The sequence below is a fragment of the Lactiplantibacillus daoliensis genome (assembly GCF_005405005.1).
GTDB classification, from domain to species: domain Bacteria; phylum Bacillota; class Bacilli; order Lactobacillales; family Lactobacillaceae; genus Lactiplantibacillus; species Lactiplantibacillus daoliensis.
This window is the reverse complement of sequence record NZ_BJDH01000002.1, coordinates 134,812-159,683: the sequence shown is the minus strand read 5'-3', so window position 1 is coordinate 159,683 and position 24,872 is coordinate 134,812. Positions and strand designations below refer to the sequence as shown.

The window sequence follows — 24,872 nt, the reverse complement described above, 5'->3', positions numbered from 1 at the left end:
GACACGACGATCACAAATGGGGTTGGAGAATTGAAAGCTGATACTATGGATAAAAAGGAAAAATATAGCGATGAAGAGTTATTTGAAAAAATTTTAGTTGGGATGTCTTGGTTGGAAAGCCACTTGCGCGAAATTATTCAAACGATGGTTGCCGATTTCGATATTTCGTTTGAACAGTTCTTGATCCTGTACTACTTGGACCATAGTTCGGATCATCGGATTACGGTTAAAGAACTTGCAGCCGATCGACACGTTTCTTCATCAGCAATTTCAAGAAAACTGACTTATTTAATTAATAATGATTTCATTATATTAAAGATCGATCCATATGATCGTCGGTATCGTTACTTGACGCTGACTAGCAAGGGCGAAACTGCTGCGCATCTAATTGAAAAAGTTAATGAAGAACGACTACAAAAGTTTCTCGATGAGTTCGGTCGTATCCGAACGTCAGAATTAAGTGATGAGCTTAAAATGGTTAACAAGGTATTAGTTGATACTAAAGAAATAAAAGGGTAGTTCAAATGGTGTTATCTTCCGTTGGGAGGTAGCACCATTTTTTTGCTGTCGTGGGTGTTTGTGCGAAAAATGCTGTGTCATTCAGACTTGTGAGTTGGTTTGATGATACGAGGACTAATTAATTAGCAAGCGGTGGTGAAAAACAGGTGCACTGGTACGCTTGGTGCTAGTTGACTTAAATTACCACTCTGGTTGGTCCAGAATCGGCTGGAACGTGGTGGCCACGTTTGGAAGCCAAAGTGCGGTCTTCCAAGCCGGGCTTTATCTAAGTCGGAAAATCACCGACTAAGATAAACGACACCACTGAGCCAATTTTGGCCCGCCCGGCGTTAATTAACGAAAATTAACGCTTATCTATTGTCGACCATAAACTGAACCAACCGGCAGGCTGCAATTACAACTAGCACCAAGCGTGTGCACTGATCATTATTTGATTTTAGAAAATGAAAAAAGACACGTAATCATCATTTCGACTGATTACATGTCTTTACGATTGGTTCCAATTGGGTATACTGGGCTCGAACCAGTAAATTACGGATTCAGAGTCCGCTGCCTTACCAATTTGGCGAATACCCAATAAACAACTATTCAATTTTAACTTTATGCACAAATCATGTCAACACTAATCATGGATTTAGCACTATTTTTTGTGTAAGTTGATGATAACTGAGGGCTTGTGTTCGGCCGGTGGACTGTTGTACGATTAAAACAATTATAAAAGGAAGGCGGTGGTCACATGTTGTTCATTATCTTGAGTTTTACCATGGTTGTGGTTGGTCTCGTGGTGACATTGCTGGCAGTTCGTGGCATGAGTAAGCAGCCACTATTTACGGTGACAGCTGGTACGGATGTGACCACTGCCAAGCGATTATTCAATTTCTCGCCATTCATTGATTTTCGGCTTTGGCAACGGACGTTAGTCATTGTTGCTGGGATATTCGTTGTCACTTGTATCGTCACCGCTTTGGTGGCTTTCAAGCAAGCTGCAACACGATTATTTGCGACGAGCTTTGACTTGGGGTTCTTGGGCTACTTATTGGTCTTTCAACAATGGCTTCCCGCGCGCTGTGTGCGCTTTTGGGAACAGTATCCGCCAATTGATCAGGACTTCGATTTAACGGCTGTGACGACTCGTCAACGGCATTTTAGCTACCGGTGGTTGCGGACGTTCGGGTTAATGTTGCTCGCTGCTGGGGCAACGAGCTTCTTCTTCATCTAGGAAAGGAGGGTGGTTGAATGACAGCCAAAGAATTGACGCAACTGTTCAATCATTTGCGCCAACAGTTGATCGTGTGGGCAGTGACGGCGATTGGATTAGCGGTGATGCGGTCATTCCTTTTGCCACGGCTCCTAACCTTTGTGTTCTGGTGTAGTGTCGCTTATTGTCTCATTTTGTTCATTGGATTAGTCGTCGTGACGATTTGGCGGTTACGTGTTAAATGAGTGATTGACAGGACCGCTATTTTTCGGTAAGATAGTTAATGAATTTTGCCCGCTGGTCAAATTGGTTAAGACGTCGCCCTCTCAAGGCGGAGTTACGAGTTCGATCCTCGTGCGGGCGATTTAGACACACCTTGGGAGAACGAAAAGCTTTGATAAACACTGATTATACGGTGTTTGTTAAAGCTTTTTGTTTGGAATCTTTTTAATTTGGTAAACAAATTAGGTTTACGATGGCTAAATGGGGACTATAATAGAAATGTAGCTAGATGGGTAACGTCAAGTAGACTTGACGTTGGTTAAAAATTTACTGTTAAAAAGTCAAAATAAAGGAGATCATGATTTTTGGTATATAAAGATGTATTTGGCATCGACCACGAAGATTGTCACATTGTGCAGACCCGACATGAATTCAACCGAATTTTTATTATTGAAAATGAAGTTGGATCACGATTTACATGTATTAAGAAGGATGCGCCACTAGAAAAAAAGATGTCTGGGCACTGGAAATATGCCAAGGCTAGCGACGCACCAAAAAATTATGCGGTTCCTTATAAAGCACAAAAGGGTTAAAGGGGCCGATTGAAAAGAGGATTTAGATGCGATTGTATCAACCGTTAACCAAATCAAATGGCCGTGTGCCGCGTCATGGGAAAGCTCGTAACAATCCATTTTACGGGATTCATGGTGCCGATTGGGTCAAAAATGAGAGTGCGTCGTTATTCAATGCGGAACATGAACACGCGCAATCTCATTATCATGTGCAACAGCGCGTTCGTCGATTGAGCCGTAAGGTGTTGTGGGCGATATTAGCGGTGATTGGCATGTTGGTGGTTGGTTTCATCCTTTATTCATTAGCCATTAATTTGTAAGATTAAATCTATAGTAGTAAAGAGCAACGTCCAACGATGACCTAGTTTGTCGTCTTGGACGTTGCTCTTTGTTTAATGAAGTAATTTTGCAAAAGTTTGTAAGGACATCCCCGGGGTGACCCGTTGACGAGTCAAGTTATAGGGCGCGGTATCACTAGTCGTAATGCCAGGTGCAGTTGATAGCGCGTAGTGATAACCAGCTGTTTTAGCGGCTCGGATCGTCGCTTGGTTCGCTCGGCCAGCTGGGTAACAGATTACCGCTGTCCGTTGATGCAACTTTTGATCCAGCCAACGTTTGGAGTCGGTGAGTTCTTTTAATTGTTCTTCGTAGGTCAGTGTATTCAAGTCAAGATGTCTGACGGTATGGCTCTGAAAGTCAATCGTACCGGATGCTTGCATCTTTTTTGCATCAGCCAGTGTTAAGTGGTTCGGGTGCGTGGCAAATCCCGTAATGAAATTAATCGTGGCGTGTTGATGGTTGGCTTTTAAAATTGGCCAGCCCGCGGTTTTATTATCGGTATAACTATCATCCAAAGTCACCCAGACAATTTTTTGTTGTGGAATCCGGTGGTGTGATAGCGCGTAAACAGCTTCCGTGGTAGTTAAGGTCCGATAATGATGTTGCTTCAAATAAGCCATTTCAGCTTTGAATTCGGTTGCGGGCACTTTGAGTGGATTGCCACTGGAAATACTGTGATACATCAAAATTGGTAATTTAACGGTTTTGACGGAATGCCAAGTTGCATATGGTGATTTTTTCGTTTTCGTGGTGATGTGGGTCACTTTTTTTGATGAGATGCTGGAACTGTTCGTTTTCGACGCTGTTGATTGGTGACCACAGCCCGTTAAAAAGCCGATAGCTAATATTAGTAAGCCGAGGCTGACCGCCTGTTTAAAACCCCTAGAATGCATAATTAATCCCCCTGAAATCCTGATTAGTTTTAATTTTAACGGATTTTAGTTAAAATGGCGTGGTTTTATAATAAAATTCTTAATTGTTTGAGTCAGTTGGTAAATGAAGTTGGCAAGGAAGGCTAATTAAGAATTCGTTGGCTTTATTAGTAATTGTTTAACTCGCTTAAGAATGCCTTATCCCCCTAGGCAGTGGTGTTTGAACTTGATAAAATGATTTTTGTAATCAAAAAAATTACTCTTGCGGGGGAATAAGTATGAAAAAAGTAATTATTGGATTGTTAGTGATTATTGGTCTTGGGGCTGGCGTACTTTTTGGTGCAGGGGCAGTGACGAAAGACAGTGGTTCTGAGCTGTCGATGGCCATGGATAATGTCAATCCACTAATCAAGACTAGTACCGTTTACGGTATTACCAATGCGGCCGTCAAAAAAGGAAAAGGCGGCGTTGGTGAAGATATTTATACGTATCGGATCAAAACCTATGATGTTAATCGACAGGCCCGCTGGTTGACCTTTACGGCTGACAAGCGGTTGAAACTGAATAAGTATTTGCGAATTGAGACGAAGGGGCAGAATGTTAACAGCTGGGAAGCCGTTAGCTTACAAGCTGTTCCAAAAGCAGTAGTGCAACAACTCGTTGAAAGCTAATCACAATTAAAGTCGGAGCAACCTAACTTGGGTTGCTCTTTTTGCGTACAGACTTACCCTGAATCACATGCGATTGGCGGTAAGCGGAGACTGTGAGGATGAGTTGACTTGAGCCGTATCTGCTGGCATTAATCATAGTGTTCAGCGACATGCTAGAATTTTAAAAAAGTTAACGCCTTTTAGCTGTCAAATGCCTTGAGTTGCGTTACAATAGTTTGCGTGAGACTTGTAAAGATGGTTGACAAAACACTGATTTTTAGATAAATTAGATAATTGCACTATCATTAGCATAATTATATTAGTGAAGGGGAGCGTGTTGATGCTTAAAATAGCGAAAGGGCGGATCTCAATTGCGGCAGTTGTCGGAGCAATTTTATTTATGATTGTTCAAGTCATTGCCAATTTGAATCTACCTAGTTTGACCTCCAATATTGTGAATAACGGGGTCGCCACTGGTGATATTAGTTACATTTGGAAGATCGGTTTTGAAATGATTGGTTTTTCATTGCTGTCAGTTGTTGCCGCCTTTGGGAATGTTTTCCTAGCTGCGCGGTCGTCACAAAAATTAGGGAAGAATTTACGTTCGGATATCTATAAGAAGGTTATTAATTTTTCGAATGACGAATTCGATAAAGTCGAAACCTCTTCATTAATTACACGGACAACTAATGATGTGGTTCAAATTCAAAACGTTGCGATGATGGCGTTGCGGATGATGATCATGGCACCAATCATGTTGGTTGGTGCGAGCTTTTTAGCTTACACTAAGAGTCATGAATTAACTTGGATCTTCGTTGTGTCGATCCCAGTGTTATTAATTTTTATTGGAATTATTATGGCGTTTGCAATTCCATTGTTCCGAGCAATGCAGACCAAAACTGACCGGATCAACTTAGTTTTCCGGGAAGGTTTAACCGGTGTGCGGGTCATTCGCGCATTCCGACAAGATAAATTTGAACAAGATCGGTTTGAAGATGCCAACCAAGATTTTACGAAAAATGCAATTAAAGTTAATACCATTGTGGCGTTAGCCTTTCCAATTATGACTTTAATCATGAGTGGAACCAACGTTGCGATTGTTTGGTTTGGTGGTCGATTAATCAGTAGCCAAACGATGCAAGTTGGGAATATGATCGCGTTTATGACTTACGCCATGCAAGTTTTAATGAGTTTCATGTTGTTGGCGATGGTCTTTGCCCTGATTCCACGGGCGGCTGCGTCAGCCTCACGGATTCAAGAAGTCTTAGATATTAAAACTAAAATTAATGATCCAGAAAAGCCCGTGACTTTACCAGCTGCAACGGAACACAACTTAGTGTTCGATCACGTTGATTATCGATATCAAAGTGCCGAAGAGTTGGCATTGTCGGATATCGATTTTAGTGCGCATTCCGGTCAGACCGTTGCCATTATTGGTGGGACCGGTTCTGGGAAAACGACCCTGGTCAATTTGATGCCACGTTTCTATGATATCGAGTCTGGTCAAATCAAACTTGATGGTCAAGATATTCGTGACTTGAAGACGGCCGACTTACACCGAGCCATTTCATTTGTGCCACAGACTGCGACCTTATTTACCGGGACAATTCGCGACAATATGAAATTCGGTAACGATAATGCCACCGATGACCAAATTTGGCACGCACTTGAAATCGCCCGTTCAACGGACTTCGTTAAAGAAGAAGGCGGCTTAGATGCGCATGTTGAACAAGGTGGGGGTAACTTCTCCGGTGGACAACGGCAACGATTAGCGATTGCGCGTGCTTTGGTTAAACAGGCCTCTGTTTATGTTTTTGATGACTCGTTCTCGGCGTTGGACTTTAAGACTGATGCACAGTTACGAGCTGAATTACGGCAAGACGCCCAGGTACAACAAGGGGTTGTCGTGATTGTGGCCCAACGAATCGCGACGGTTGCGGATGCTGACTTGATTCTTGTATTAGATAACGGGAAGTTAGTTGGTAAAGGAACTCATGCGGAATTGAAAGCTAACAATGAAGTTTATCAAGAAATCATGAAGTCACAATTACGAGAGGAGGATCAACTGTAATGAGTGAAAAGAAATCTTCTTCGGTTAACACGGCGCGTCCAGCCGGCCCAGGGCATGGCCCCGGTGGTCGTGGCCTTGTTGAAAAGCCCAAAAGTTTTTGGAAAACGACTTGGCGCTTAATGAAGTATATGTCTGATCGTTGGATCGGTTTAGCGGTCGTCATGGTTTTCGCGATTGCATCCGTGGTCTTCCAAATTCGGACGCCTAAGATTTTAGGGGAAGCAACCACTGAAATCTATAAAGGGATTATGAAAGGGGCTGCTCAGCAAAAAGCGGGCATTAGCCAATCCGGTTATCCCATTAACTTTGAAAAAATTGGGGAAATTATCCTCGTCGTCATCTTAATGTATGTGGCTTCAGCGCTGTTTAACTTTATCCAACAATACATCATGACGCGGATCTCTCAAGGGACGGTTTACAAGTTACGTCGTTCCTTCAAGGGTAAGATGCAAAATGTCCCAATCTCATATTATGATACCCATTCAAATGGGGATATTATGAGTCGGGCCGTCAACGATATGGATAACATTGCTAATACGTTGCAACAAAATTTAACGCAATTGGTCACGAGTACCGTCACATTTATCGGGACGTTATGGATGATGCTTTCGATTAGTTGGAAGTTAACCTTAATTGCACTGGTTACGATTCCATTGAGTGTGGTCGTTGTTGGTGTGATTGCACCGAAATCACAAAAATTCTTTAGCGTGCAACAAAAGAGTTTAGGGTTATTAAATAACCAAGTTGAAGAAAACTATGCTGGTCACGTGGTTATCAAGAGTTTCAACAAGGAACAAGATGCGATTGATGACTTCGAAGAACAAAATGAAAATTATTATCAATCAGCCTGGAAAGCACAATTTATTTCTGGGATTATCATGCCATTGATGATGTTCTTGAACAACATTGGTTATGTCTTTGTTGCCATTATTGGTGGGATTGATGTCGCTCACGGGAATGTTACTTTAGGGAATATTCAAGCCTTTCTGCAATATACCCAACAATTCTCGCAGCCTATTTCGCAACTTGCGAACTTAATGAACACCATTCAATCGACGATTGCATCTGCGGAGCGGGTCTTTGACGTCTTGGACGAAAATGAAATGACTGACACGAAGTCAGAAATTCCAGCGAAAACGGACACCGATAACTTAATTAGTTTGGAACATGTCCAATTCGGCTATAGCGACGATGCTCTTTTGATGAAAGACTACAACTTAGATGTTAAGCGTGGCCAACAGGTGGCCATCGTTGGACCTACTGGGGCTGGGAAGACGACCATCATAAACTTGTTGGAACGCTTCTACGACATCAAGGGTGGTTCAATTCGACTCAACGGCGTGGACACGCGTGATTTGAAGCGTGAAGCGTTACGGTCGCATTTTGCCATGGTCTTACAAGATACGTGGCTGTTTACTGGGACGATTTTTGATAACTTAAAGTATGGTCGTGAAGATGCAACAGATGATGAAATCTATGCGGCGGCGAAAGCGGCCCATGTCGATGAATTTGTTCGTAAATTGCCAGACGGTTACCAAACGATTTTAAATGAAGAAGCCTCAAATATTTCGCAAGGACAACGGCAATTGTTGACGATTGCGCGGGCCTTCGTGGCGGATCCTGAAATCCTGATTTTGGATGAAGCGACTAGTTCTGTTGATACCCGGACCGAAGTTCATATTCAGCATGCGATGGAACGGCTTTTGAAGAATCGGACGAGTTTCGTGGTTGCTCATCGACTCTCGACCATTCAAGGCGCTGATAACATTATTGTGATGAATCATGGCTCGGTAGTTGAAACTGGGACGCATGAAGAATTGATGGCGCAAAACGGCTTCTACGCTGATTTGTATAACAGTCAATTTACCGGCAATATTAGCTTAGATTAAAGGAGGGGTGTCAAGTGTTTCGAAAAACAGCATTCGTTGCCGTTACCGCTGGATTACTCGCCGTCGTGTTAGCCGGTTGTGGTCAGGACAGTTTAACGACGACTAAATCGACGTACACACGCAGTGGACTGGTTGCAAGTGTCAAGGGCCACAGTAATCAGAAGACGGTCAGTTACCGCTTAGATGGTCAGAAAACCAAAACGGCTAAAGTCCATAACAATACGTTTATTATTCAAGTACCACCCAAGACAACCCGCCAAACGGTCAAGTTGACAGCCGGGAATGCTAAAAAGACAGTTTATGTCAAAAGTGCTAAACGGCTAACGACGTATAAACAAATGGCAACGGCCTATAATCAAGCACTGATTGGGTCGAAAATGACCAAATCGCAGCAAAAGGCTGCCCAAAAGTTGCAAGTTCAAGGCGCCGCTTTGAAAAAACAGCAAGCGTCAATGCAGGCTGCAGTAACGAAGGCGAAAGCTCAAGTTGCCGCTGGTGGGAGTGAAGCGGCGACTGGCGCAGCATCGTTACAGGCACAACAAACCGCTGCCGCTAAACTTCAAACTCAAGCAGCAAGCTTACAAGCGAGCCAAAAGACCGTTGCGGCGGGCATGAAGACGGCAAAAGCGAAAGCCAAGGGTGAATTATTACCTACCAAAGCGCCCACCGGCGTGACCAACGTGTTAACCACTAAGGATTACAAGATTCGGATGAACGTCCAATCAGGTGATGTGATGGGGACCGCGATGATCGTCCCAACGAAGGCTTTCAAAGACAAAACGCGTCAAAAGAACTTTGGCACGGCCTTTGCATTATTGAGTAGCACTTCTGGTGCCAATGCCAAGCAAGTGATGAAGAAATTTGGCAAAGAAACTAAGAGTAATAAGAGCAGTACCACGACGATTGATCCAATTGTCTCGAAAGGTGTGCACTTTACGATCGGTGTTTCTAGTTCTGATTTGTTTATCTTTATGACAAAATAGCAGGATCAAAAAAGCACTTACCAACCGCCAAACGGCGATGGTAAGTGCTTTTTTGTGTGCGCGATAAACAATTGAATAGTAGCGTCTCTGCTTATGATTGATAAGAATAACTCAGCTTATTCAAACGATAGTTCTAAGAAATAGCGATTTTTGCTTGGTAAATGGGCAGTTGAGACCCAGACCTCATGATAATTAGGGACTTTTTTCTCGGTATAATCGAAGAAGAAGTCTAACAGGTTACCGTTTTTAGCAACGAATTCATCTTCAAAACGATTGACGAGTAGTTTGTCGTTTGGAAAGTAAATTTCGGGATTCGCAACTTTGATTCGATCAGGAATCGCCATCCGCACGACATTGGTATATTCCGGCGTGGTAAAGGTGATTTCGGCCGGGTGATGGACGATATAGAACAAGACATTATAAATTGAATCAGAATTAATAGCCACGACGAACCAGTCCTTTGTTAAATTTGAGTCTATTATACCAAAAAACAACCGCTATTCATGAAAAATCTTTTCAGGAGTGACTTGACAAAGCTCTCATAAACTATTAATCTTTTAATTAAATTCCAATTAATTAACTTTTGTTTTGCTGAACCAGTTAGCAAGTTGAGTTGGAATAAATTACATATAAAGGAAGTTGACTTAAATGGCAGATGTACAACTAGATTGGAATAACTTGGGGTTCAATTATCGGAATCTCCCTTATCGTTATCGCGCTTATTATAAAGATGGCGAATGGGTTAAGCATGAATTAACTGGTGATGCAACTTTACATATTAGTGAAGGCTCCACTGCCTTACACTATGGTCAACAAGATTTTGAAGGCTTAAAGGCTTATCGGACCAAGGACGGTAGCGTCCAATTATTCCGTCCAGATCGCAATGCGGCGCGGATGCAAACGAGTTGTGAACGGCTATTAATGCCACAAGTGCCAACAGACATGTTCGTGGATGCGGTAAAGCAAGTCGTTAAAGCTAACCAAGACTATGTGCCACCATATGGTACCGGTGCAACCCTGTACCTACGTCCTTTGATGATTGGGGTCGGCGGTAATATCGGTGTCCATCCGGCACAAGAATATATTTTTACGGTCTTTGCAATGCCCGTTGGGAGTTATTTCAAGGGTGGGATGACGCCAACGAACTTCACAACGTCCAACTATGACCGAGCTGCCCATAAAGGGACCGGGGCTTATAAAGTTGGTGGGAATTACGCGGCCAGCTTGTTCCCAGGCCAAGAAGCTCATGCGAATGGTTATTCTGACTGTGTCTATCTTGATCCCGTTGAACATAAGAAGATTGAAGAAGTTGGTTCCGCAAACTTCTTTGGGATTACTAAAGACAATAAGTTTGTGACTCCTAAGTCACCATCTATCTTGCCATCCGTCACAAAGTATTCATTACTTTATTTGGCTGAACATAAATTTGGTATGGAAACGGAACAAGGCGACGTGTATATTGACGACTTAGACCGTTTCACCGAAGCTGGTGCGTGTGGGACTGCGGCGGTGATTTCCCCAATCGGTGGTCTTGAACACAACGGTAACTTACACGTGTTCTATAGTGAAACTGAAGTAGGTCCGGTTACGAAGAAACTTTACGATGAATTAACTGGGATTCAATTCGGTGACCGTGAAGCGCCTGAAGGCTGGATTCAAAAGGTAGACTTAGATTAAGTTGAAAACATTGAACGTGCTAGTCAAATTGGCTGGTGCGCTTTTTTGTGAGTTGAAAAAGTCATAATTAGGCGTGTTAGTTACCGCCGTTTCCACTATAATTGAGGTTAACTAAAGGTTGAAGGACTCAAAAGCATCACAAATGTCCCAGTACCAGTAACCATTACGTCTAAAGTAGACTCGCCCCAGCGCTCCGTCAGTCAAAATCGGTGTGCTGTGAGGGACGGCGCCAGCCATAGTACGGTCTGGTGCCTCAATTTAAAGCCGATAAAACACGTCTTTGAATTGCCCCACAAGAATAGTCAGCCAAGAACGCAGACTATTCTTGTCGACACTGCACACCGATTCTGACTGACTCCGCTGATCAATAAATAACTAATTTATCTCTTAAAAAATACTGATTAGCTGGAGGTTGTTGCTGATAACATCGGACGTGCAGGTGGCGTTTGACCGGCGTTTTTGCCGGTCATACACCACGGACGGTCCGGGAGATTTGTGATTTTGGCAAAGTTCCCGGGCGAGGTTCAAGACGTTTCTATGGCTTGAACCGGTCCCTCGTTCGCATGTTATCAGCAACAACCGGAAGTAATTGACAAGTTTTCACCGCCTGATTATTGACATAGTGGCGCAGACCGACATTTTTTAACTTTCAAGCTTTAGGATTTAATTAAAAAAGTTATGAGTTAGCCAACATCTGAGAGAAATGAGTGTTAAAAATGGGTTTTGAACGCACAAAAACAGAAATACAGCGAATGGTAACTGGTAAAATCATCCCGGGTGCCAGCTATGCGGTCATTCGTGGGGATAAGGTTGAACAAGCACAAGTCGGGGTGGCTGAAATTGAGCCTGAAACTAAGCCACTTTGGCCACATGCGCTATATGATTTGGCGTCAGTGACAAAAGTCATTGGCACGACCACTGTGGCGCTACAACTGATGGCAACCGGTCGATTGGATATTGATCGGCCAGTGCACGATTATTTGCCGGACTTTGAGAATCATGAGGTGACTGTGTTGAACCTGATGACCCATACGAGCGGCATTAGCGGGTATATTCAGAACCGTAATGGCTTACCGGCGGCTGACTTATTGGCTGCAATTCAAAAATTACCCATTAGCCAGTTTAATCTTAACCATCGCGTCGTCTATACTGATTTAGGGTTGATTCTGACTGGCATGATTATTGAAAAAATCCTTGGGCAGTCAATTCAAACGGCGGTGACTGAGCGGGTGCTTCGGCCGCTTGGACTGCCAGACGCCACTTTTCACCCGAATCCGGCACAGGCAGTGCCCACGACCTATTCGCAGAAAGCCGGGTTATTACAGGGCATTGTGCACGATCCGAAAGGCCAAATTTTAGGTGAACACTGTGGCTCAGCGGGGTTGTTTGCGAGTGTCGCCGATTTGGTGCAATTTTCAAAGTTTATGTTGGGGCAAACAGATAATACCGCAGTGCTAGCCCCTGCGACCATTACGAGTCTGTATCATGATTGGACCCCGAATCATCATCTACGGCGCAGTTTTGGGTGGAATTTGTGGCATGCTGGTGCGGATCATGAACCAATTATTTTCCATACGGGCTATACGGGGACGCTCTTGATGTTGGACCGTGAAAGTCAATCGGCGCTCATTTTCTTATCGAATCGGGTGCATCCAGTGGTCAACAATGCCAGCTTTTTACCGGCGCGACGGCGATTGATTGCTGCTTGGATTGCGGATGCGGTTACAAATCATTAGGTTCGGTTTCACAACCGCTTTCATGTATGCTAAAATTTAACTATAAATTGAGTAAATGGAGCGTGCACATAATGAGTGAACCTTATTTCTTAAAACCTGTTTTCCATGAAAAAATCTGGGGTGGCTCCCGGTTAAAATCTGACTTTGGTTATGACATTCCTAGTGACCACACTGGTGAATGCTGGGCAATCTCCGCTCATCCCCATGGCCCAGCAACGGTTGAAAATGGGCCATACAAAGGCATGACTCTGGACAAGGTTTGGGCAGAACATCGTGATGTTTTTGGCAATGCTAAGGGAGATGTTTTCCCATTATTGACGAAGATTTTGGATGCTAGTGAAGATTTGTCGGTTCAAGTTCATCCTGATGACGCCTACGCGGCCGAACATGAACACGAACTTGGCAAAACAGAATGCTGGTATGTCATCGCTGCTGAACCTGGTGCAACGATGATTTACGGTCATTACGCTAAAACTAAGCAACAATTGGCTGACTGGATTCACAATGGCGAATGGGACAAATTGTTCCGTCGTGTTCCCGTTAAACCTGGCGATTTTCTTTATGTCCCATCTGGCACAATTCATGCTGTGGGTAAAGGAATCATGGTCTTAGAAACGCAACAGAGTTCTGATACGACTTATCGGTTGTATGATTGGGATCGGGTCGACAAGACGACTGGTCAAAAACGTGAACTGCATTTACAACAATCGATTGATACAACGATCGTGCCTCACGAAGATCCTAAATTGGACATTACGAAGACTCAAGTTGGCGATGCTACCGTGACGAAATATGTTCAATCACCATTCTTTGGTGTTTGGCAATGGCGTTTAACGGATGGTCAAGCAACCTTCAATCGTGGTAAAGCACCTTATACCTTGGTTTCTGTTCTAGCAGGTAAGGGGAGTATCACAGTTGACGGTAAGGCTTATCCATTGGAAAAGGGTGTGCATTTTATTTTGCCATTCGATGTCAAGCAATGGACATTAGCTGGCGATTTACAAATTATTGCTTCTGAACCTGGGGATCAAGCTTAGAAAGTTAACCCCTTTAAACTATAAAAAAGATTGATAATCGTAATTTGCGATTATCAATCTTTTTTTTAGTGATTAACTGATACTATCAGGAAATCCAGAAACGCTTTCAAAAAGTCTATAAATTTTATTTATGGGTTAAGGGGGTGTCTCAATTGTGTCAAAAAATCCCGCTCACCATGAATTGGAGAGCGGGCAAACCGTTTTACGGTTTAACGACCACATTTTTTGTGAGGTCTTCATGTAATTGATCGAGCGTACTAAAATCGCCATCTGGGTATTTACGTTGTAAGGCGAGTTTTAGAATTCGCTTGGCGAGGGCTTCATTACGAGCCAAGATTGGGCCGTGGAAATAAGAACCAAAAGTATTCTTATAAATAACGCCTTCGGTTTGATCTTTGCCATTATTTCCATGACCTTGGATGACGTCGCCGAGTGGCCGTTCACCTTTGCCGAGGAAAGTGGTTCCGTTATGGTTTTCAAAACCATAATAGGTCTGACCAGTTTCGGCGTTTTTAATGGTGATATTACCAATGAACCGATTGTTGTCTTGGCTCAGGGTGTAGTGATCAAGGGCCCCGATCCCAGGGATTTTTTCACCCTGGGCGCCGATGTAGTAATGGCCAAGCATTTGAAAGCCACCACAGATTGCTAGGAAGGGGCCACCGGCTTCGATGTAGTCAGTTAATGGGGCCTTTTTGGTTTGTAAGTCTTTTGAGACAATCGTTTGTTCGTAGTCTTGACCACCACCAAAGAGAACGAAATCATACTTGGCGGGATCAAATGGGTTGTCTAAACTAATGAGTTCGGTGTTAATTGTTGCATCGACAGCTTTGGCATAATAACCCATTGCTAAGATATTGCCAATATCGCCGTACGTGTTCATTAAGTCGCCGTATAAGTGGGCGGCGTTTAAAGTATAGGTCATGTTAAGCCATCCCCCCATCAATAATGCCTTGACTAGCAAGTTGTTTCCGTAATTGAAGCATTGCGGTATAAGTAGCGACCACGTAAACTTGCTTCGTTGGCAGTTTTTGAATTTCAGCAGTCATTTTCGTTAAATCAGGGACAATCGTTAGCTTATCGGTTGGGACACCGGCCACCTTCAAACGGAAGGTGATGTCGCGATACCGTTCACCGCCACTGATGTAAGCGGGGACGTTTAATTTGGGTAATTGTTCGAAATCCCCATCCCAGATCCAACTGGTATCAATCCCATCGGCATAATTAGCATTGAGCAAGGCGGCAAAAGAGAATGGTCGCTCATCCGTGCTAATCATTTGTAAGACTTGGTTCAACCCAACTGGATTCTTCACTAGAATTAACGTCACGTCTTTGTCATCGACATGGAAGATTTCTTGGCGACCAAAGACTTGTTCATCATTTTCACTTAGTGCATGCGCAATCTTGGCTGGTTTCACGTCCATGAAACGGCCAACGGCAAAGGCTGCCAGCGCATTATAAATATTATATTGACCACCGATGTTCAAATGCATCGCTTGACCATTAATTTCAAAGTCGGATGAAGTTGGTGTCATGCTAGTCAGGACATTCAACTTATAGGTCAATTGTGGCCGCTCGAAGCCACAGTGAGGGCAGAAGTACTTGCCCATGTTGCTATAGGTCCGACTGTGGTAGTGCAAAATATGCTGACAACGTGGACACAACAAGCCATCGGTATTGGCAGGAGCTTGTTCATCGGTATCAGTCTGGTAATCGAAACCATAATATAAAATGGGGTTCGGTAATTTTTTAGAATTAAATAACGGTAAATCACCGTTGGCAATGATCGTGGCTTCGGGTGCCAATGCCACACCATCTAAGATTTTTTTATAGGTCGTATAGATTTCACCATAACGATCCATTTGATCGCGGAAAATATTCGTGAAGACGAAGGCTTTTGGTGTGATGTATTTTGTTACCATGATCACGTTAGCTTCATCAACTTCAAGGACGGCTAATGGTTTTTGGTGTGCCTTGGGGGCGGTCAAGAAGGTCGTGACGATGCCTTGTTTCATATTAGATCCACTCGGATTAGTCAAAATGTCAGAATATTGTTCTCCTAATACTTTGACAGTCAGTGCGGTTGTCAAGGTTTTCCCGTTCGTTCCCGTAATGACGATGACGTCATAATTTTTGGCAAGTTGTTTTAAAATGGCTGGATCGAGTTTTAACGCGAGTTTTCCCGGTAAGGAGCTCCCGCCACCACGAAAGGTGTGCAAGAACCAATAAGCGGATTTTCCGGTCCAAGTGGCCACGGTACTTTTGATTGACATAATTATATGAACCCCTAACTGTATAAATAAAAGCTGACTTCTGCAGCTGTTCTCTCAAGTATTTTATACTGAACGCTTATAAAAGAAAAGCGTTTATCCCGCTTGTTACCTGCATTTATGAAATCATTAAGGGTTTTTCACGGCTGGTTGCTGAAATTAACGGTTAAATCAGCTATAATTAAAAAGAATATGGGTTTGAAAAGGGGACCGAGATTTTGGCACAGTTATTTTTTCGATATGGCGCAATGAACAGTGGGAAGACCATTGAAATTTTAAAAGTTGCTCACAACTATGAAGAACAAAATAAATCCGTGATCATTATGACGAGCGGATTAGACAACCGTGATGGTGTTGGCTTTGTCAAAAGTCGAATCGGGCTGAAGCGTGAGGCAATGCCGGTGTTTGATGAGACAAACATATTTGAAGTTGTTAAAAAGACTAATTCAGATGCAGCTTGTGTCTTAATTGATGAGGCCCAATTTTTAAAAAAACATCATGTTTTAGAGCTGGCACATGTGGTGGATGAACTCAATATCCCCGTGATGACCTTTGGTTTAAAAAACGATTTTAGAAATGACCTATTTGAAGGGTCGAAATATCTGTTGCTGTATGCGGATAAAATTGAAGAAATGAAGACCATCTGTTGGTTCTGCCGCAAAAAGGCGATTATGAATTTGCGCTTTCATGAAGGCGAACCAGTTTATGAAGGTAAGCAAGTCCAAATTGGGGGAAATGAAACTTACTATCCCGTTTGTCGTCGTCACTACTTCTATCCGCCGAAACTAACAAAGTGAGGAATTAACCAAGTATGGATAAGTTTTTTGATAAATTACAAGCGGTTGCCGACCGGTATGAAGAACTCGGCGAACTTTTAAGTGATCCAGAAGTTATCGCTGATTCGGATCGCTTCATGAAGCTCTCTAAAGAAATGGGTAGCATTCGTGAAACGGTTGAAAAGTATAATCAGTATAAAGACGTGACAAGTCAAATCACCGAAAATGACGAATTGTTGCGTGAAAAGCTAGACGATGACATGAACGCCATGGTCAAGGACGACTTGAAACAATTGAACGCCCAAAAAGATCAACTCGAACATGAGATCACCTTACTCATGTTGCCACAAGATCCTAATGATGATAAAAATATCATCATGGAAATTCATGGGGCTGCCGGTGGTGATGAAGCCAGCTTGTTCGCGGCTGATTTATTCAACATGTATTCAAAATATGCTGAACGCCAAGGCTGGAATGTTGAAGTCGCTGATCGCAATGAAACTGAAGTCGGTGGGTTCAAAGAAATCGTCTTGATTATTTCTGGGAATAAAGTTTATTCTAAACTGAAATATGAGAGTGGCGCGCATCGAGTTCAACGGGTGCCAGTCACTGAATCAGCTGGCCGGGTGCATACCTCAACTGCGACAGTTGGGATTATGCCGGAAGCCAAAGATGTGGATATTAAGTTGGAACAAAAAGATATTCGAGTCGACGTGTTCCGGTCATCTGGTGCCGGTGGTCAACATATTAACAAGACGTCTTCGGCCGTGCGGATGACCCATCTACCAACTGGTATCGTTGTCTCCATGCAAGATCAACGGTCACAACAACAAAACCGGGCGAAAGCCATGGAAATTTTGCGTGCCCGGGTCTATGACTATTACCAATCACGGGAACAAAACCAATACGATGCTGAACGGAAGTCGGCCGTTGGGACCGGGGATCGTTCAGAACGGATTCGGACTTACAATTACCCACAAAACCGGGTGACTGATCATCGCATCGGCTTAACTTTAAACAAGTTGGATCGGGTCATGAACGGTGAATTAGATGAAATCATTGATGCCTTAGTTTTAGCTGACCAGACTAAAAAGATCGAGCAGTTAGCCAATGACTAAGTTACCAGCACAACCAACGTTCTTTGAAGCCCAGCAATGGGCTTCTTTTTGTCTAAAAACGGCGACGTTACCGACTGATGCCGGCCGCTTCTTGTTGTTAGGGCTAAGTCACTTTGATCAAACACAATTACTCGTTCATTATCGCGACTTAGTGCCAAACACGTTATGGCAGGCGTATCAAAAAGCCGTTCAACGGGTGGTTGCTGGTGAGCCGGCGCAATATGTGCTGGGGACAGCACCGTTTTATGGGCTGACTCTCAAAGTCACGCCAGCCGTGCTTATTCCACGCGTGGAGACGGAGGAATTGGTGGACTGGATTCTAACCGATGAACTGACTGACAAGCCGTTATCACTACTAGATATTGGGACGGGTTCCGGCGCAATCGCGTTATCCTTGAAACATGAAAAGCCGACTTGGCAAGTGACAGCTAGCGATATCTCGGCGGCTGCCTTGGCAGTGGCGCAGGAAAATGCGGTCAGCTTAAAATTGCCAGTCACCTTTCAGCAGAGTGATTTATTCGCGCAATTGGGTGATCATCGGTATGATGTGATTGTCAGCAATCCACCGTATATTGCAGCTGATGAAAAAGTGGTCATGGATGCCAGTGTCTTGAATTATGAGCCACAACAAGCTCTGTTCGCCGAACATGAAGGTTTAGCAATTTATGAACAGTTGGCACAGCAAGTTGCCCAACATCTAACGCCACATGGGCGATTGTACTTGGAATTTGGCTATCATCAAGGTGCGGCCATTAAAAAATTATTTACAACTGCGTTTCCACAGGCCACGGTTACGCTACGTCAAGATATGGCCGGTCATGATCGTATGTTACGAGTTGTACTAGCGTCAGAATAAGATTTTAAATGAAGAAGGATGAACACTATTATGGAAACTAAAGTTTTTAAACCCGCAGAAGTGACTGCGGCGGCAAAATTGATTCAGGCCGGCCAGTTGGTCGCTTTTCCAACTGAAACCGTTTATGGCTTGGGTGCTGATGCGACCAACGTTGCGGCCGTTAAACAAGTCTATCAAGCCAAAGGTCGACCAAGTGACAATCCGTTGATTGTTCATGTGGCAGATGTGCCAACGGTAGAACGGTTTGCCAAGCCTTTGTCAGTTGCTGCTAAAAAGTTGATTAAGGCTTTTTGGCCAGGACCATTGACCATGATTTTTAACTTAAAGCCGGATGCGCTCGCACCAGCAGTCACGGGGGGACTCACGACCGCGGCTTTCCGTAATCCGAATAATGACGCAACCTTGAACTTGATTCGCGCGGCTGGGACGCCTATTGTGGGTCCTTCTGCGAATACTTCGGGGAAGCCGAGTCCAACCACCGCCCAACATGTGTTGCACGATCTGGATGGTAAAATCGCCGGTATCTTAGACGATGGTCCAACCAAAGTCGGGGTTGAATCAACAGTGTTGGATTTGTCCGGGCAGCAACCAGCAATTTTGCGGCCGGGTGCCGTTACGGCATCAGAAATCGAAGCTGTGATTGGTGAACGGGTTTTAACTGAACAACATCACGTTGGCGCGACTGAAGTTCCGAAAGCGCCTGGGATGAAGTACAAGCATTATGCGCCGGATGCACAAGTCTATATCGTGGATCAACCAACTGATTGGCCAGCAGCTTTGGCTTGGGCAGGCCGCCAATCAATTCAAATCGGTGTGATGGCAACAGACGCCATTTTGACAGCTAATCAGTTACCAGCAAATTGCGAACGATTTTCTTTAGGATCAAATGTTCAATCGGCAAGCCGGGAACTGTTTGCCGGTCTTCGACACTTTGATACCGAAACTGAAATTAAAGATATTCTGTGCCAAGCCTTTGATAGCAAGGGCCTAGGGGCAGCATATATGAACCGATTAAATAAATCAGCCGGCCAGACCCATTTTAGTGTATAATGATGGAAATCGGGAAAACCCGAAAGTTGTCACTTGCGAAATGGAGGAGAATTATTCATGAATTACCAAGAACAAGATCCAGAAGTTTGGGCTGCAATTAGTAAGGAACAGGCGCGCCAACAACATAACATTGAGTTGATTGCGTCAGAAAACATTGTGTCTAAAGGTGTAAGAGCTGCGCAAGGCAGTGTTTTGACGAACAAGTACTCCGAAGGTTATCCTGGTCATCGTTTTTATGGCGGTAATGAATTTATCGATCAAGTGGAAACATTGGCGATTGAACGTGCCAAAAAGTTGTTTGGGGCGGAATATGCCAACGTGCAACCACATTCTGGCTCGCAAGCTAATGCTGCGGCATATATGGCTCTGATTCAACCAGGTGACCGGGTGATGGGGATGTCTTTGGATGCTGGTGGTCATTTAACCCATGGCTCAAGTGTCAACTTTTCCGGGAAATTGTACGACTTTCAAGGTTATGGCTTAAATCCAGAAACGGAAGAATTGGATTATGACGCCATTTTGGCACAAGCAAAGGAATTTCAACCAAAATTAATCGTTGCGGGGGCATCGGCATACAGTCGAGTGATTGATTTTGCAAAATTCCGTGAGATTGCGGATGCCGTTGGGGCAATGCTAATGGTTGATATGGCGCACATCGCTGGGTTAGTTGCAGCAGGGTTACATCCGAATCCAGTGCCATACGCGGACGTGGTGACGACCACGACGCACAAAACGTTACGGGGACCCCGTGGTGGGATGATTTTAGCTAAGGCTGAATATGGTAAGAAAATTAACTCTGCCGTTTTCCCTGGTAACCAGGGTGGACCATTAGACCATGTGATTGCCGGTAAGGCAGTTGCATTTGGTGAAGATTTACAACCTGAATTCAAAACTTACGCTAAGCAAATTATTGCCAATGCACAGGCCATGGCAGCAGTCTTTAACGACTCTGATTTGGTACGGGTCATTTCTGGTGGGACAGATAACCATTTGATGACGATTGATGTCACTAAGTCTGGTTTAAATGGTCGTCAAGTCCAGGACTTATTGGATACGGTGTACATTACCGTCAACAAGGAGGCCATTCCGAATGAAACGTTGGGAGCCTTCAAGACTTCTGGGATTCGTTTGGGCACACCAGCGATTACGACTCGGGGCTTTGATGAAGCCGATGCCGCTAAAGTTGCTGAATTGATCCTGCAAGCTTTGGGCGCACCTGAAGACCAAGCTAATTTGGATGACGTTAAAGCGCAAGCCTTAGCATTAACTGCCAAACATCCTATTGATGTCGACTAATTAAATCAAACTTTGCAACGACCAGTCTACTTGCTGGTCGTTTTTTCGAATTCAGGCCAGATATAAATAAAATAGTGCGATTTTTTTTGCTGTTTTCATAACTAATCGCGCTGAGCCCTAGTTTTTTGTTGGTAAATTAGCTACAATAGAAAGAAATCACTAAGGAGCGTGCACAGAAACATGGGTAAGTTTGAGGTTTTGAATCATCCGCTCATTCAACATAAGTTAACGATCATTCGGGAAAAAGAATGTGGGACAAAAGTATTTCGGGAAATGGTCAACGAAATATCCACATTGATGGCTTACGAAGTTTCACGTGATATGCCATTAAAGGATATTGAAATTGAAACCCCAATTACAAAGACGACCCAAAAAACTTTAGCTGGTAAAAAAGTGGCCATCGTGCCAATTTTGCGTGCCGGTTTAGGGATGGTCGATGGGGTCTTAAACATGATTCCAGCGGCTAAAGTCGGTCACGTTGGCATGTATCGTGATGAAGAAACGTTGAAGCCAGTTGAATACTTCGTGAAGTTGCCAAGCGACATTTCACAACGTCAATTATTTGTCGTTGATCCAATGTTAGCCACTGGTGGTTCAGCCATCATGGCCATGGATATGTTGAAGAAACGTGGCGCTAGCAACATTAAGTTTATGTGCTTAGTTGCTGCTCCAGAAGGGGTTAAAGCTCTTCAAGAAGCACATCCAGACGTTGATATTTACACGGCCGCACTTGATGATCATTTGAATGAAGACGGCTATATCGTTCCAGGTTTGGGCGATGCTGGGGACCGGTTATTTGGGACCAAGTAATTAATTGAAACTTTTTTCGAATCTCGTTGGCTTAATGCTGACGAGATTTTTTAGTTTCAGTCTAAAGGTAGAAAGACTCAAAAATATCACAACTATCGCAGTATCAATAGTTGTATTTAAGCGTAAATTTCTTTATCAGAAATGATTTCTCTTCCATAATATAGGACTTTTGTTGTAATCGTCTTAAACCGAGTTAAACGTCGATATAAGCGGTTTTTAAATTATTGGGATGGTTGGCTCAAAGCGGTGGACAGTCATCGTGTGTTGACGTATTTAAACGAAAATACATTGGCTGGGTGCGATGGGGCTCGAAATTAAAGAGTAATTGATTAAAAAGTGACATTGGGAGTGGACGTTGGCGTAATCGTCATTCATGACGTACCAGCACTAATGTTCCTGACCAGCGATAGATAAAAGCTGATTGTCTGCTAGTTATTCCCAACGCTATTGACAAAGGAAAGCAACTCAAGTAAACTTATTTCAATTAAACAGTTCCTTTAATTTAGCTCAGAGAGGCTGAAAAGGATTTGATCGGATCTTCACCTACAATTGGTGGAGCCAATTCAGACAGACCAGCCGCTTTGAGTGGGGGTCTGTCTTTTCTTTATGCAAAAATTCATAGTGAGGGGTGCATTATGGCAAAGCAAAAACCATTTCATAATGATGATGTCGTGCTCGACATTCATGACCGACCAAAGTTTGGTAGTTGGCTCGGGTTATCGATTCAGCATTTGTTTTCAATGTTCGGTTCAACGGTTCTAGTTCCAATTTTAGTGGGGTTAAATCCCGGAATTGCGCTATTTAGTTCTGGTGTTGGGACCTTGATGTATATCTTGATTACGCGCCATAAAATTCCTGCGTACATGGGTTCTAGTTTTTCATTTATTGTCGTGATGCAATCATTAATGAAAACGGCTGGGTATCCGGCGATTGCTCAAGGGACGATTGCCGTTGGTTGTGTTTATTTACTGGTTAGTTTGCTCGTGACTTTGATCGGTTCGGATTGGATTGACAAAGCCTTGCCACCAATCGTTGTTGGACCAATTGTTATGGTTATCGGCTTATCGTTAGCAAGTACTGCCGCTAAAGATGCAACCATGAATGCTAATAATTATGACATTCGCTTCTTCGCAGTGGCAATGTTAACGATGATCTTGACGGTGATCTTTAATATGTATTTGCGCGGGTTCATGAGCCTAGTTCCGATTTTGTTAGGAATTGTTTCAGGTTACATCATTGCGGTTTTATTCGGAATCGTTGATTTTGCACCAGTAATGCAAGCAAAATGGTTTGCTTTACCCAATTTCCAAATTCCGTTTATTAATTATCATCCTGGTATTTATTGGGGCGCGATTTTCAGTATGGCACCGATTGCCTTTGTCACAATGTCAGAGCATATGGGGCATATCATGGTTTTGAATAAGTTGACTAAACGGAATTTCTTCAAGGATCCAGGCTTGAGTCATACCTTAGCCGGTGATGGGACAGCTTCCATTATTGCTGGTTTTGTCGGTGGTCCTCCCGTAACGTCTTATGGTGAAAACATTGGTGTTTTAGCGATTACGCGAGTACACAGTATTTATGTGCTTGGTGGCGCGGCGTTCTTTGCGATTATCTTCAGTTTTGTGGGTAAACTTTCGGCGCTCATTCAAAGTATTCCGTCACCAGTAATTGGTGGGGTCAGCTTTCTACTTTTCGGGGTCATTGCTTCGAGTGGGATGCGGATTCTGATTGATAATAAAATTGATTTTAATTCAAAAAGAAATTTGATGATTGCGTCAGCAGTTTTAGTTATTGGAATTGGTAATGCCTATTTACAAATTGGCAGTTTTCAATTTAGTGGTTTAGCGGTCGCAACCGTGTTAGGAATTATTATGAACTTAGTACTACCAAAGACGGCAGTTAATGAGAAGTAAGCGGCAACATTGACCTGTAAAAAATGAAAATATGTCCAACTTTATGAAAATTCCATGATGTCAGAGTGGCTGAAAGCCTGATGTCGTGGGATTTTTACTAAGTGACGAAATAATGAAATTGTTTTGAATTTTTAGGTTGGTGGTGGTATTATTACCATTGTATTTTAATTAGAGGTAGCTCTAATTTACTATTTCATGTTTCGATACAATTGACGTTAATTGTTCCACACGTTATGGTTATCGTGAACACCGAAATTAAAGGAAAGAGGTGATATTCAGTGGGTGATCCAGTTCCTACGGTCAAATTCCTTGGGTTGACGTTCAATATTGCGAATGACATCTCGATTTTACTCACTTGTATAATCGTATTCTTATTTGTCTTTTTGTTATCGCGACATTTGGCGTTGAAGCCCAAGGGTGGGCAAAATGTGCTGGAGTGGCTCATCGAGTTCACGAATGGCATTGTCAAAGGTTCAATCAAAGGGAACGATGCATCACGTTTTGGCTTATATGCCTTCACGTTATTCCTTTTCATTTTCGTTGCGAACCAACTTGGTTTGTTTTTACACATCCAGGTCGGCCAGTATACGTATGTCAAAAGTCCAACCGCAGATCCGATTGTGACGTTGACGTTGTCGTTTATGACTGTGGCGCTAGCACATGCTGCTGGGGTACAAAAGAAAGGGTTAAAGGGTTATCTTAAGGATTACACTTCACCATTTCTTGTATTCTTGCCAATCAACATTTTCGAACAGTTTACCGACTTTCTAACCTTAGGACTCCGGTTGTTCGGGAATATCTTCGCTGGTGAAATGTTACTGAGTAAGGTTGCGACTTTAGCGACCGATAGTGGTAGCTGGTTTAGCTACGTCTACTCCTTCCCAATTGAATTTCTTTGGCAGGGGTTCTCAGTATTTATCGGGAGTGTGCAAGCATTCGTGTTTGTCACCTTGACTTCAGTTTATATTTCTCAAAAAGTTTCGCCTGAGGAATAGAAATTTCTTGTTTTTTTAAT

At 43.3% G+C, this 24,872-nt stretch carries 24 protein-coding genes and 2 tRNA genes; 21 read left to right on the top strand and 5 right to left on the bottom strand.

Annotated elements, in window-relative coordinates; translation table 11 throughout:
* The first annotated feature begins 30 nt into the window (after positions 1-30).
* Entirely contained in the window at positions 31-519 is a 489-nt protein-coding gene (locus tag FFM64_RS03060) for a MarR family winged helix-turn-helix transcriptional regulator (protein ID WP_223876878.1), read from the top strand.
* 503 nt (positions 520-1,022) lie between these two features.
* Here the strand turns inward: FFM64_RS03060 and FFM64_RS03055 are convergent.
* A tRNA-Gln gene (locus tag FFM64_RS03055) sits at positions 1,023-1,095 on the bottom strand.
* A gap of 160 nt (positions 1,096-1,255) precedes the next feature.
* Between FFM64_RS03055 and FFM64_RS03050 the strand changes: the two genes are divergently transcribed.
* From FFM64_RS03050 to FFM64_RS03030, 5 genes are all read left to right on the top strand, one after another.
* Positions 1,256-1,738, top strand: coding sequence for a hypothetical protein (locus tag FFM64_RS03050; protein WP_137606533.1), 483 nt, complete (start codon positions 1,256-1,258; stop codon positions 1,736-1,738).
* A gap of 17 nt (positions 1,739-1,755) precedes the next feature.
* Positions 1,756-1,962 (top strand): hypothetical protein, encoded by a 207-nt coding sequence (locus tag FFM64_RS03045; protein ID WP_137606532.1) that lies wholly within the window; start codon positions 1,756-1,758, stop codon positions 1,960-1,962.
* A 46-nt stretch (positions 1,963-2,008) separates the two neighbouring features.
* Positions 2,009-2,081 (top strand) — tRNA-Glu (locus FFM64_RS03040).
* A gap of 223 nt (positions 2,082-2,304) precedes the next feature.
* The gene (locus FFM64_RS03035) at positions 2,305-2,532 is read left to right on the top strand and encodes a hypothetical protein (protein WP_137606531.1); all 228 of its coding nucleotides are present in this window, start codon (positions 2,305-2,307) and stop codon (positions 2,530-2,532) included.
* Between the two features lie 26 nt (positions 2,533-2,558).
* Positions 2,559-2,831, top strand: coding sequence for a hypothetical protein (locus FFM64_RS03030; protein ID WP_137606530.1), 273 nt, complete (start codon positions 2,559-2,561; stop codon positions 2,829-2,831).
* A 72-nt stretch (positions 2,832-2,903) separates the two neighbouring features.
* Here the strand turns inward: FFM64_RS03030 and FFM64_RS03025 are convergent, their stop codons facing one another.
* The gene (locus FFM64_RS03025; protein WP_137606529.1) at positions 2,904-3,743 is read right to left on the bottom strand and encodes a polysaccharide deacetylase family protein; all 840 of its coding nucleotides are present in this window, start codon (positions 3,741-3,743) and stop codon (positions 2,904-2,906) included.
* Positions 3,744-4,000: 257 nt separating this feature from the next.
* Between FFM64_RS03025 and FFM64_RS03020 the strand changes: the two genes are divergently transcribed.
* From FFM64_RS03020 to FFM64_RS03005, 4 genes are all read left to right on the top strand, one after another.
* Positions 4,001-4,393 carry a YxeA family protein gene (locus FFM64_RS03020; RefSeq protein WP_137606528.1) on the top strand — a complete coding sequence of 131 codons (393 nt, stop codon included), beginning with the start codon at positions 4,001-4,003 and terminating at the stop codon, positions 4,391-4,393.
* Between the two features lie 319 nt (positions 4,394-4,712).
* Entirely contained in the window at positions 4,713-6,443 is a 1,731-nt protein-coding gene (locus tag FFM64_RS03015; protein ID WP_137606527.1) for an ABC transporter ATP-binding protein, read from the top strand.
* On the top strand, positions 6,443-8,332 hold the full coding sequence (locus FFM64_RS03010) for an ABC transporter ATP-binding protein (RefSeq protein ID WP_137606526.1): 1,890 nt from the start codon (positions 6,443-6,445) through the stop codon (positions 8,330-8,332). The genes FFM64_RS03015 and FFM64_RS03010 overlap by 1 nt, the downstream gene beginning before the upstream one ends.
* Positions 8,333-8,346: 14 nt before the next feature.
* Positions 8,347-9,315, top strand: coding sequence for a hypothetical protein (locus FFM64_RS03005; RefSeq protein WP_137606525.1), 969 nt, complete (start codon positions 8,347-8,349; stop codon positions 9,313-9,315).
* Positions 9,316-9,431: 116 nt separating this feature from the next.
* Here FFM64_RS03005 and FFM64_RS03000 read toward each other — a convergent pair whose 3' ends face one another.
* Positions 9,432-9,794, bottom strand: coding sequence for a hypothetical protein (locus tag FFM64_RS03000; protein WP_171000274.1), 363 nt, complete (start codon positions 9,792-9,794; stop codon positions 9,432-9,434).
* Between the two features lie 169 nt (positions 9,795-9,963).
* Between FFM64_RS03000 and FFM64_RS02995 the strand changes: the two genes are divergently transcribed.
* The 3 genes from FFM64_RS02995 to manA all read left to right on the top strand — a co-directional run bounded on the left by FFM64_RS02995 (position 9,964) and on the right by manA (position 13,765).
* The gene (locus tag FFM64_RS02995) at positions 9,964-10,992 is read left to right on the top strand and encodes a branched-chain amino acid aminotransferase (protein ID WP_137606523.1); all 1,029 of its coding nucleotides are present in this window, start codon (positions 9,964-9,966) and stop codon (positions 10,990-10,992) included.
* A gap of 716 nt (positions 10,993-11,708) precedes the next feature.
* A complete protein-coding gene (locus tag FFM64_RS02990; protein ID WP_137606522.1) occupies positions 11,709-12,728 on the top strand; it encodes a serine hydrolase domain-containing protein in 1,020 nt (339 codons plus the stop codon).
* A 71-nt stretch (positions 12,729-12,799) separates the two neighbouring features.
* Positions 12,800-13,765, top strand: a complete 966-nt coding sequence (gene manA, locus FFM64_RS02985) for a mannose-6-phosphate isomerase, class I (protein ID WP_137606521.1) — start codon at positions 12,800-12,802, stop codon at positions 13,763-13,765.
* Positions 13,766-13,967: 202 nt separating this feature from the next.
* On the opposite strand, the gene FFM64_RS02980 is transcribed toward manA, so the two are convergent.
* Complete coding sequence (locus tag FFM64_RS02980) at positions 13,968-14,690, bottom strand: type 1 glutamine amidotransferase (RefSeq protein WP_137606520.1); 723 nt, start codon at positions 14,688-14,690, stop codon at positions 13,968-13,970.
* Between the two features lies 1 nt (position 14,691).
* Positions 14,692-16,038, bottom strand: a complete 1,347-nt coding sequence (locus FFM64_RS02975; protein WP_137606519.1) for a Mur ligase family protein — start codon at positions 16,036-16,038, stop codon at positions 14,692-14,694.
* 215 nt (positions 16,039-16,253) lie between these two features.
* Here FFM64_RS02975 and FFM64_RS02970 point away from each other — a divergent pair, with 215 nt between their 5' ends.
* From FFM64_RS02970 to atpB, 8 genes are all read left to right on the top strand, one after another.
* Complete coding sequence (locus FFM64_RS02970) at positions 16,254-16,832, top strand: thymidine kinase (protein ID WP_137606518.1); 579 nt, start codon at positions 16,254-16,256, stop codon at positions 16,830-16,832.
* Positions 16,833-16,846: 14 nt separating this feature from the next.
* The gene (gene prfA, locus FFM64_RS02965) at positions 16,847-17,929 is read left to right on the top strand and encodes a peptide chain release factor 1 (RefSeq protein WP_137606517.1); all 1,083 of its coding nucleotides are present in this window, start codon (positions 16,847-16,849) and stop codon (positions 17,927-17,929) included.
* The gene (prmC, locus tag FFM64_RS02960; protein ID WP_137606516.1) at positions 17,922-18,785 is read left to right on the top strand and encodes a peptide chain release factor N(5)-glutamine methyltransferase; all 864 of its coding nucleotides are present in this window, start codon (positions 17,922-17,924) and stop codon (positions 18,783-18,785) included. Before prfA ends, prmC begins: the two co-directional genes overlap by 8 nt.
* 30 nt (positions 18,786-18,815) lie before the next feature.
* Positions 18,816-19,835, top strand: a complete 1,020-nt coding sequence (locus FFM64_RS02955) for an L-threonylcarbamoyladenylate synthase (RefSeq protein WP_137606515.1) — start codon at positions 18,816-18,818, stop codon at positions 19,833-19,835.
* A 57-nt stretch (positions 19,836-19,892) separates the two neighbouring features.
* Complete coding sequence (gene glyA / locus FFM64_RS02950) at positions 19,893-21,131, top strand: serine hydroxymethyltransferase (RefSeq protein ID WP_137606514.1); 1,239 nt, start codon at positions 19,893-19,895, stop codon at positions 21,129-21,131.
* A gap of 180 nt (positions 21,132-21,311) precedes the next feature.
* Positions 21,312-21,941 carry a uracil phosphoribosyltransferase gene (gene upp, locus FFM64_RS02945; protein ID WP_137606513.1) on the top strand — a complete coding sequence of 210 codons (630 nt, stop codon included), beginning with the start codon at positions 21,312-21,314 and terminating at the stop codon, positions 21,939-21,941.
* 635 nt (positions 21,942-22,576) lie between these two features.
* The gene (locus FFM64_RS02940) at positions 22,577-23,857 is read left to right on the top strand and encodes a uracil-xanthine permease family protein (protein ID WP_137606512.1); all 1,281 of its coding nucleotides are present in this window, start codon (positions 22,577-22,579) and stop codon (positions 23,855-23,857) included.
* A gap of 278 nt (positions 23,858-24,135) precedes the next feature.
* Positions 24,136-24,852: a F0F1 ATP synthase subunit A gene (atpB, locus tag FFM64_RS02935; RefSeq protein ID WP_137606511.1), complete on the top strand. Its 717-nt coding sequence runs from the start codon at positions 24,136-24,138 to the stop codon at positions 24,850-24,852.
* Positions 24,853-24,872: the final 20 nt, after the last annotated feature.

Bases quoted from the DNA above. Each gene is read 5' to 3' on its own strand.
- FFM64_RS03050 (WP_137606533.1), top strand. From the start codon at position 1,256: ATGTTGTTCATTATCTTGAGTTTTACCATGGTTGTGGTTGGTCTCGTG.
- FFM64_RS03045 (WP_137606532.1), top strand. From the start codon at position 1,756: ATGACAGCCAAAGAATTGACGCAACTGTTCAATCATTTGCGCCAACAG.
- FFM64_RS03030 (WP_137606530.1), top strand. From the start codon at position 2,559: ATGCGATTGTATCAACCGTTAACCAAATCAAATGGCCGTGTGCCGCGT.
- FFM64_RS03025 (WP_137606529.1), bottom strand. From the start codon at position 3,743: ATGCATTCTAGGGGTTTTAAACAGGCGGTCAGCCTCGGCTTACTAATA.
- FFM64_RS03020 (WP_137606528.1), top strand. From the start codon at position 4,001: ATGAAAAAAGTAATTATTGGATTGTTAGTGATTATTGGTCTTGGGGCT.
- FFM64_RS03015 (WP_137606527.1), top strand. From the start codon at position 4,713: ATGCTTAAAATAGCGAAAGGGCGGATCTCAATTGCGGCAGTTGTCGGA.
- FFM64_RS03010 (WP_137606526.1), top strand. From the start codon at position 6,443: ATGAGTGAAAAGAAATCTTCTTCGGTTAACACGGCGCGTCCAGCCGGC.
- FFM64_RS02995 (WP_137606523.1), top strand. From the start codon at position 9,964: ATGGCAGATGTACAACTAGATTGGAATAACTTGGGGTTCAATTATCGG.
- FFM64_RS02990 (WP_137606522.1), top strand. From the start codon at position 11,709: ATGGGTTTTGAACGCACAAAAACAGAAATACAGCGAATGGTAACTGGT.
- manA (WP_137606521.1), top strand. From the start codon at position 12,800: ATGAGTGAACCTTATTTCTTAAAACCTGTTTTCCATGAAAAAATCTGG.
- FFM64_RS02980 (WP_137606520.1), bottom strand. From the start codon at position 14,690: ATGACCTATACTTTAAACGCCGCCCACTTATACGGCGACTTAATGAAC.
- FFM64_RS02975 (WP_137606519.1), bottom strand. From the start codon at position 16,038: ATGTCAATCAAAAGTACCGTGGCCACTTGGACCGGAAAATCCGCTTAT.
- prfA (WP_137606517.1), top strand. From the start codon at position 16,847: ATGGATAAGTTTTTTGATAAATTACAAGCGGTTGCCGACCGGTATGAA.
- prmC (WP_137606516.1), top strand. From the start codon at position 17,922: ATGACTAAGTTACCAGCACAACCAACGTTCTTTGAAGCCCAGCAATGG.
- FFM64_RS02955 (WP_137606515.1), top strand. From the start codon at position 18,816: ATGGAAACTAAAGTTTTTAAACCCGCAGAAGTGACTGCGGCGGCAAAA.
- glyA (WP_137606514.1), top strand. From the start codon at position 19,893: ATGAATTACCAAGAACAAGATCCAGAAGTTTGGGCTGCAATTAGTAAG.
- upp (WP_137606513.1), top strand. From the start codon at position 21,312: ATGGGTAAGTTTGAGGTTTTGAATCATCCGCTCATTCAACATAAGTTA.
- FFM64_RS02940 (WP_137606512.1), top strand. From the start codon at position 22,577: ATGGCAAAGCAAAAACCATTTCATAATGATGATGTCGTGCTCGACATT.